General features: G+C 65.6%; 6 protein-coding genes. 2 read left to right on the forward strand and 4 right to left on the reverse strand.

The features are described 5' to 3' along the window. Positions 1–157 precede the first annotated feature (157 nt). A complete protein-coding gene (locus MH112_RS01015; RefSeq protein WP_296562809.1) occupies positions 158–1,615 on the reverse strand; it encodes a hypothetical protein in 1,458 nt (485 codons plus the stop codon). Between the two features lie 259 nt (positions 1,616–1,874). Next, positions 1,875–2,939 (reverse strand): serine hydrolase, encoded by a 1,065-nt coding sequence (locus tag MH112_RS01020; RefSeq protein ID WP_296562810.1) that lies wholly within the window; start codon positions 2,937–2,939, stop codon positions 1,875–1,877. Positions 2,940–3,133: 194 nt separating this feature from the next. Here MH112_RS01020 and MH112_RS01025 point away from each other — a divergent pair, with 194 nt between their 5' ends. Next, positions 3,134–4,510 carry an L-serine ammonia-lyase gene (locus tag MH112_RS01025; RefSeq protein WP_296562812.1) on the forward strand — a complete coding sequence of 459 codons (1,377 nt, stop codon included), beginning with the start codon at positions 3,134–3,136 and terminating at the stop codon, positions 4,508–4,510. Between the two features lie 65 nt (positions 4,511–4,575). On the opposite strand, the gene MH112_RS01030 is transcribed toward MH112_RS01025, so the two are convergent. Continuing rightward, positions 4,576–5,034, reverse strand: a complete 459-nt coding sequence (locus MH112_RS01030; RefSeq protein WP_296562814.1) for a chemotaxis protein CheW — start codon at positions 5,032–5,034, stop codon at positions 4,576–4,578. A 187-nt stretch (positions 5,035–5,221) separates the two neighbouring features. Continuing rightward, a complete protein-coding gene (locus MH112_RS01035; protein ID WP_296562816.1) occupies positions 5,222–6,553 on the reverse strand; it encodes an NAD(P)-binding domain-containing protein in 1,332 nt (443 codons plus the stop codon). A gap of 367 nt (positions 6,554–6,920) precedes the next feature. Here MH112_RS01035 and MH112_RS01040 point away from each other — a divergent pair. Then, positions 6,921–7,603 (forward strand): DUF2189 domain-containing protein (locus tag MH112_RS01040; RefSeq protein ID WP_296562818.1); only part of this gene is annotated, 683 nt, incomplete at its 3' end.

Raw genomic sequence — 7,603 nt, forward strand, 5'->3', positions numbered from 1 at the left:
CGGTTCGGCAGGTTTTCTTTCTGGCGTCTGCGCTGAGGTCCGCTTTTGGCTCCGGGCTCCGTGACGGGATTCCAGCCGTTGCGGACGTTGGGAGCGTCGGCAGCCGAGCGGCTAGGCTAACGCCAGCGTAATCCGTAGCGCTGTAAGCCGTCGCGAACTAGCTACTTGAGGGGATAGATACGCCGTCGTCGTCGATGGGCTGGGAGAGGGCGCGCACTCTGTATCCGGGCGTGTAGCGGTCGATATAGGTGGGGCTTGCACCGGCGATCTTCAGCACCATTCGATTGAGGATTGTGCGCAAGATCACAGTGTCGCGGGCGGTGGGTATGCTCTCATCCCGGTGCTGTACCGTTCCGTGAGCGGCGATGTTTCGCCGTTCCCACGCGGCGTTCTCCGCTGATCCCCATCGCAGACCTAACCGCTCCATGAGTTGCCGTCGGAGGCTTGCGCCGCTGGGATCGTTCGATTTTCCAATCTTGTCGCAGAGATGTCGTGTCACGACGTCATCGAGCTTCAGTTCCTCAACGCATTTTCTCAAAGCCTTGCGTACGCTACGAGCGAGCGCCCTGTCCTGGATGGGGCCGGTGGGTTTGAAGCCGGGATGCGCATCAAGGTAAGCCGTTCCCAAGGCCTCTATCGCCGCGCCGAAATGCCCAGCCGCCATATGGCGTGGGGCATTGACAGCGAACCAGTAGTTCCAGCTCAAAGCTCGAAAACTTAGTTCGTCATAGTGGTCGAAAAGAGAGCTGGCGACACGCCCGACCGCGTCTTGTTCGACGGCGTTCTCCATCCGCCGACTTAAGGGTGCGGGCGGATCGGCCGCATCCACCCAGTCACGGCCAAACGGGCTGGCCGACCGCGCGGAGGTCCAAACGAACTGCGAGTCTCCGTCGAGCGCTGTGGAGCCCAGCCACACTAGGCCGGAGCCCAGACTGAACCCTACAACTTCGCGTACCCGCTGACGAAACTCGTCATCCGGTGCCCCCTCATAGAGGATATAGCCGGGCCAGCGATCTTTCGGGCCTTCCCGAGAAGCGCAGACAAATAGTCGGACGCCTCCGATCACCATTTCCAGCGCGGCCGAATAGCTGCCCAAGCGACCGCCAGCCCCCGACCCCTTCAATGTGACGCTCGACACGCCTTGGCCGATGGTTCTGGTCTCTGTGACGTCACGCCGGTCGTCGATCGATCCGCCAAGCCAATGACAGGTCTGGCGGTCGACATTGTTCAGCCAGTCGATCGTGAACGCGACGGGGGGCGGCGATGGACGAGTGATGAGTATCTGGCCCACGTAGTACCGGGCGGTGTGTCGTGGGCCAACGACGAGGTCGCCGCCATTTGACTTGCTATGCCAATGGACTTCCGTGGCGATCGCTTCGTATCCACTGTCGCTGGTGAAGCCGATCCGTTCGGTAGGAGTGCGTATGGAGCCGGGGACACTGTAGTCGCCAATTGGCGCGTGTCGCGGCGAGATCGTGGTCAATTCCAGCCCGCCATTATCGAGCCGCCGAATTGAAATCTCTCGCACCGGTCCCACCACTGGTCCCGGATCACTTATTTCGAAGTGGCCGCCATTCAGATATTCGTCAAAGCACTCCCAAAGCCAGGCTGTCATTCGCTAGTTCCGTGGTCTGCGCGCTCGACGAGCGCAGGCATACTCGCATCGGCCAGACTGGTTGTCCGCATTACCGCAGTGTTGGTCAGCGACAGACCTGGGGAGTGTCGGCGAGCAAAGTCGCATTCCCACCCCTCTCGGCGGTTCGGCAGGTCTGCTATCTGGCGTGCGCGCGGATGTCCACTTTGGGCTCCGTGACGGGAATCGACCCTTCTCAGCCGCTCAGAGTGTCGGCTACCGGAGCGTGAGGGAGAATGCACTACCGAAAGGCCTCGACCACCTGGCCGATCCAGGTTTTCACGTGGTCCTTCTTGTCCAGGGGCGTCTTGCCGTGGCGCACGAGGATCAGGTCGAGGTCGGGGACGAGCACCGTGTACTGGCCCTCATAGCCATTGGCGCTGAACGAGCCGGGACCGGCCATGTTCAGCCACCAGTGGGCGCCATAGTCGCCTTCGCGCACCGCCGGCTGCGGGGTCGGCGTGCGGGCATAGTCGATCCAGTCGGCCGGCAGCAGCTGGCGGTCCTCCCAGCGGCCGCCGCGCAGATAGAGCAGGCCAAAGCGGGCGAAATCCCGGGCGGTGGCGTAGCAGAAGGACGAGCCGAGGAAGGTCCCGGCGGCGTCGAACTTGGGAACCGGGCTGGTCATGCCCAGGGGGTCAAACAGCCGCCCCCGCATGAAGGCTTCAAACCCTGCGCCATCGACGTTAGCTGCCCGGGCCGCGCAGCGGGCGACGATGTTGGTCGTGCCGCTGGCATAGGACCAGGCGGTCCCCGGCGGATGGGCCAGCGGCCGGCTGGCCGCATAGTGGGCCACATCGGCCTTGCCAGAGCCGAACAGCATCTCGATCACGTCGGAGACGTGGCCCGGCACATAGTCCTCTACGAAAGACAGGCCACTGGACATGCGCAGGAGCTGGTCCAGGGTGATGGCGGCCCGGGGATCATCCGCGCTCTCCCGCCACTCCGGCACGTCGGCGGGGGCGTGGATGTCGAGCTTTCCCTCAGCCACCAGCAGGCCCACCAGGGCCTGGGTGATGCTCTTGGCCTTCGACCAGGAGGGATAGGTGGCGTCCGGCCCAAAGCCCTCGCCGTAGCGCTCCAGCACAATCTGGCCCCCCTGAACCACCAGAAGGGCGTGGGTCTCCCCCAGCAGGTCGGTGTCGGGCGCGGCGAAGGCTGAGGCCATCAAGGCCTCCAGGGCCGGGCGGTTGGCGCGGGCGGGCAGGTCCGCCTCTGGCCAGGCGGCAGTGGGCCACGGCACATGAGCGGGCTGGGCCGGCAGGGCGGCAAGGGACGGGTCGGCAAGGGTCTGGGCGCGGGTCATGGCCCAAGGTTGGTCGGCGCAAGGGGGCTTGTCAAAGGCTCAAGGGGGGCGGGTCGCGGCCAAATTTCGGGCGTTGATCTGCGATCTTAAGGCAAAGCCAGGCGAGTTATGCGCCCTGAGGCGGCAGGACTGGCCAGGGCCTGCCCAGGGACTATGGTCGCGGCCTTCTGCGACCTGAGCCCCAAGAGTTCCCCATGAGCGCCGGCGTCTTTGACCTGTTCAAGCTGGGGGTCGGGCCATCCAGCTCCCACACAATGGGGCCAATGACGGCGGCGGCCCGTTTCCTGGCCGCCCTGGCCGACCAGGGCGATCTGGCCCGGGTCGTGCGGGTGGAGACCACGCTCTATGCCTCCCTGGCCATGACGGGCCGTGGCCACGCCACCGACCGGGCGGTGATCCTCGGCCTTGCGGGGTTCGAGCCCGCCACCATCGATCCCGACGCCGCCGAGGCGCAGCTGGCGAAGATCGCCGAGTCCGGCCGTCTGACGCTAGGGGCCGGGGGGCCGGAGATTGCCTATTCGGCGGCCGACGACATCCTCTGGCAGGGGCGCACCCGCCTGCCGCAGCATCCCAATGCCCTGCGGTTCTTGGCCCTGGATGGGGCGGGGGCACCCTTGGCTGAGGGGCTCTACTTCTCCATTGGCGGCGGGTTTGTGGTGCATGAGACGGAGTTTGGTGCCCCGCCAGTCTCTTCAGGTCCCGCCATCCCCTATGACTTCGTCAGTGCCGATGATCTGCTGGCCATGGCCGCCCGGGAGGGGGTCAGCATCGCCGAGCTCATGTGGCGCAACGAGACCGCCCGGCGCACGCCAGATGAGGTGAATGCCGGCCTTGATGCCATCTTCGAGGCCATGGAGGCCTGTATCGAGCGGGGCCTGCGCCAGGACGGCTGCCTGCCCGGCGGGCTGAACGTCAGACGCCGGGCCCGCCAGCACTTCAATGAACTGACGCGGCGGATGGAGCGCAACATCAGCGACCCCTTGGCCGCCCTGGACTGGGTCAATCTCTGGGCCCTGTCGGTGAACGAGGAAAACGCCGCCGGGGGCAAGGTGGTGACCGCGCCGACCAATGGGGCCGCAGGGCTGCTGCCCGCGGTGCTGCGGTTCTATGACCGGTTCTATCGGGGCGGGGTGGAGGGGCGACGGACCTTCCTGCTGACGGCCGCAGCCATCGGGGCGCTCTATAAGCGCAACGCCTCGATCTCCGGCGCCGAGGTCGGCTGTCAGGGGGAGGTGGGGGTGGCCTGCTCCATGGCGGCCGCCGGCCTGACGGCGGCCCTGGGGGGCGACAATGCGCAGATCGAGAACGCCGCCGAGATCGCCATGGAGCACAATCTCGGCCTCACCTGCGACCCCATCGGGGGGCTGGTGCAGGTGCCCTGTATCGAGCGCAACGCCATGGGGGCGGTGAAGGCCATCGATGCCTCCCGGCTGGCCCTGCTGGGGGATGGTCAGCACACGGTCAGTCTGGACAAGGTCATCGCCACCATGAAGCGGACAGGCGAGGACATGAACGAGATCTACAAGGAGACCTCGCTGGGCGGGCTGGCCGTCAATGTGGTGGAGTGCTGAGGCTAGCCTAAGTTGGCGCGCGTTTTGTTCCGATAACCGGTTCCCACTTATCGGAACGCGCTCTCTTAGGCCGCCGCCAGCTCCGGGGTGGGCAGGATGCCGCTCATGTCGATGAGGGTGATGATCCCCTCCTCGGTGGTGATCATGCCCCGGGCCAGGCCCTTGGACGAGGCCGCGCCGATCACCGGGGCCGGCTGGATCTCGCCTTCGCCCACATTGATGATGTCGGAGACCGCGTCCACCAGCAGGCCGACGGTGCGGCCCACCAGATCAACGACGATGACCACGGAGGAGGACCGTGCCTCACTGGCTGGCAGGCCCAGGCGGGCGGCCAGGTTCAGCACTGGCAGCACCGCGCCCCGCAGGTTGATGACGCCGAGCACGTAGTCAGGTGCATTGGGCAGGGGGGTCGAGCTGGTCCAGCCGCGGATTTCCCGCACCAGCTGGATGTCGATGGCGAACCGCTGTTCGCCGATGACGACGGTGATCAGTTCGCCGCTGGTGGCGAGGGGCTGTCCGGTCATGCTCTGAACGCCTCCCAGCGCTCGGCTGTGGCCCCGTGGGCCAGTTGGATCAGGGGTCCGGGATGGGCTACCCCGGATTTACGCCCTTGATCGCACTACCCCACATCATCGACGACCCCAGGTTAACGAGACCTCTCCGGCGGCGCATTTTGGTGCGGCCTTTTGTCAGGGGCGGGGGCGGGAGGCGCTACAGGGCTGGCTGGGCGTGGCGCGCCCTTTTCTCCCCCCGCCCAATCTCCTTCAGCAGGTCGTGGACATAGAGTCCGAAGTCGACCTGGATGGTGTGGCGCTGGCTTTTGTAGAAGTGGCCCATGTGCAGGGCTTCGTCCTTGGCGATGATGGCGTTCATCTCTGTTGGAGCCGGCGGGACGTAGCGGCCAGTGAGGCAGGCGACCGCCAGCTTGGCCTGCTGTTCGGCGAAGTTGACCAGGGTCGGCAGGGGCTGGGCCAGGCCCATGAAGAACAGGTTCGGCACGCCGGGCTTCATCATCCGCTTGAAGAGCGGGAAGCGGTTTTCGGCGTCGGGACGCAAGGCCGCGTCCTCGAAGAACGGGAAGCTGATGTGATAGCCGGTGGCGTAGATGATGGCGTCGACGGCCTCAATGCTGCCGTCCTCGAAGGCGACCTGGTGGCCCATCAGCTTCGCGATATTGGGCTTGAACCTGATGTCGCCGCAGCCGGCCCGGGTGAGGAACTCGCCGGAGACGGACGGGTGGGCGGTGAGCGGCTCATGGTCGGGCTTGGGCAGGCCATAGTCTTCCATATTGCCGACGATCTTGCGGATGCGCTTGGCGGCCAGGCGCAGGCCAAGTTTGCGCGGCATCCAGTGGGGCATGGCGGCTTTGTCGGCCACGCGGCCATTGATGTATTTGGGCAGCACCCAGACCCCCCGGCGGGCGGCCACCCACAGGGTCTTTGCGATGGGCTTCTGGGACAGCTCCGAAGCGATATCCATGGCCGAATTGCCCATGCCGACCACCACCACGTTCTTGCCCCGCAGGTCCACCGGCGCAAACGGGCTGCGATAGGCGTGCGCGTGGAAGGCGTGGCCTGAGAACTCGCCGGGATAGTCGGGCGTGCGCGGGTCCCAGTGGTGGCCGTTGGCGACGAAGAGGACGTCGTAGGTCTTCGTCTCGCCGGTCGAGAGCGTGATGGCCCAGCGGCCGTCGCCCTCGCGGACCGCCTTGGTCACGGCGGTGTTGAAGGTGATGTGCGGCCTAAGGGCGAAGTGGTCCACATAGTCGCGGAAGTACTTCAGGAGCTGGCTGTGGTGCGGGAAGTCTGGCCAGTCGGCGGGCACGGGATAGTCCTCGAAGGCCAGGCGCCATTTCGAGGTGTCGATGTGCAGGCTCTCATAGCAGGCCGACATGCCGTTGGGATTGTTGAAGTACCAGTTGCCGCCCACGTCGTCGGACATCTCGAAGACGTCGAAGGGAATGCCTTCATCCTTCAGCCGCTTGGCGGTGGTGAAGCCCGAGGGGCCCGCACCGATGATGCAGGCGGTGGGGGGCGTGGTCATGGGGTCCTCCTGCGCCGATGTCCCTCGGCTGTGCTTTGGCGGGAAGATGGCCCGGTTTCCCCTAGGGCCGGCAACCGGGGTGGCGGGTGCAGGGCAGATCAACCACGAAGGCCACAAAGGGCACAAAGGGACCTGCACCCGCCTTTGTGAACTTCGTGCGCTTTGTGGTTCGCCTTTACAGCGCCTGCGGCGCGCGGGTGGCGGGGGCAGGGACCCTCGGGATTAACCCTAGGGTGACGGGGCAGGAGACGGGGGATTAGGCTTGCCCGTTAGAGACGGCGCAAAGCCGCTGGATTCAAGATTTGAGCGCGTTCGGGCCGCAAAATCGGCTTCCCCTTTTGCGGAACGCGCTCCAGGGAGCGAGACGATGGATGCGAATGGCGGACTGCCTGGCGTGCGGCGTGTGGGCCTGGGTGCCCCTTTCCTCTGGCTGGGCCAGGGGTTGTCAGACCTGATGCGGGTGCCAGGCCCGATGCTGGTCTACGGACTGGTGATTGCACTTTTGAGCTTTGGCCTTTTGTACGGTCTCTATGTGTCGGACGCCGCGTTCTGGGTCCTGACGCTGACCTTCGGCTTTGTGTTCGTGGCACCCATGCTGGCCATGGGGACCTATGAGGCCGGGCGGCGACTGGAGACCGGCGAGCAGCCGACCCTGTCGCAGGTGCTGTTTGTGCGCCCGGCGTTTCGCCAGGACGTGGCCTATCTGGGGCTCGCGCTCTTGCTGATCTATCTGTTCTGGGGCCGGATCGCCCAGATCGTGTTCGGGCTGTCCACCTATCAGATGTACGACACCATCGACGCCTTCGTGGCCTTCGCCCTGACCACGGCCGAGGGGCACAACATGCTGCTGGCCGGGACGATTGTCGGCGGGATCTTCGCCTTTTTCACCTTCACCCTGATCGTGGTGTCGGCCCCCATGCTGCTGGACCCGCGCAGCAATGTGTTCGCCGCCACCATCACCAGCTTCCGCACGGTGGCGCAGAACCCGGCTCCCATGATCCTGTGGGCGGCGCTGATCGCAGCCCTGCTGCTGGTCAGCGCAGCCACGGG

This window comes from Phenylobacterium sp., from assembly GCF_022402485.1.
Classification (GTDB): Bacteria; Pseudomonadota; Alphaproteobacteria; order Caulobacterales; family Caulobacteraceae; genus Phenylobacterium.

What these genes read in the sequence shown, in the direction of transcription:
- MH112_RS01015 (WP_296562809.1), bottom strand. Translation starts at nt 1,615, where the DNA reads ATGACAGCCTGGCTTTGGGAGTGCTTTGACGAATATCTGAATGGCGGC.
- MH112_RS01030 (WP_296562814.1), bottom strand. Translation starts at nt 5,034, where the DNA reads ATGACCGGACAGCCCCTCGCCACCAGCGGCGAACTGATCACCGTCGTC.
- MH112_RS01035 (WP_296562816.1), bottom strand. Translation starts at nt 6,553, where the DNA reads ATGACCACGCCCCCCACCGCCTGCATCATCGGTGCGGGCCCCTCGGGC.
- MH112_RS01025 (WP_296562812.1), top strand. Translation starts at nt 3,134, where the DNA reads ATGAGCGCCGGCGTCTTTGACCTGTTCAAGCTGGGGGTCGGGCCATCC.
- MH112_RS01020 (WP_296562810.1), bottom strand. Translation starts at nt 2,939, where the DNA reads ATGACCCGCGCCCAGACCCTTGCCGACCCGTCCCTTGCCGCCCTGCCG.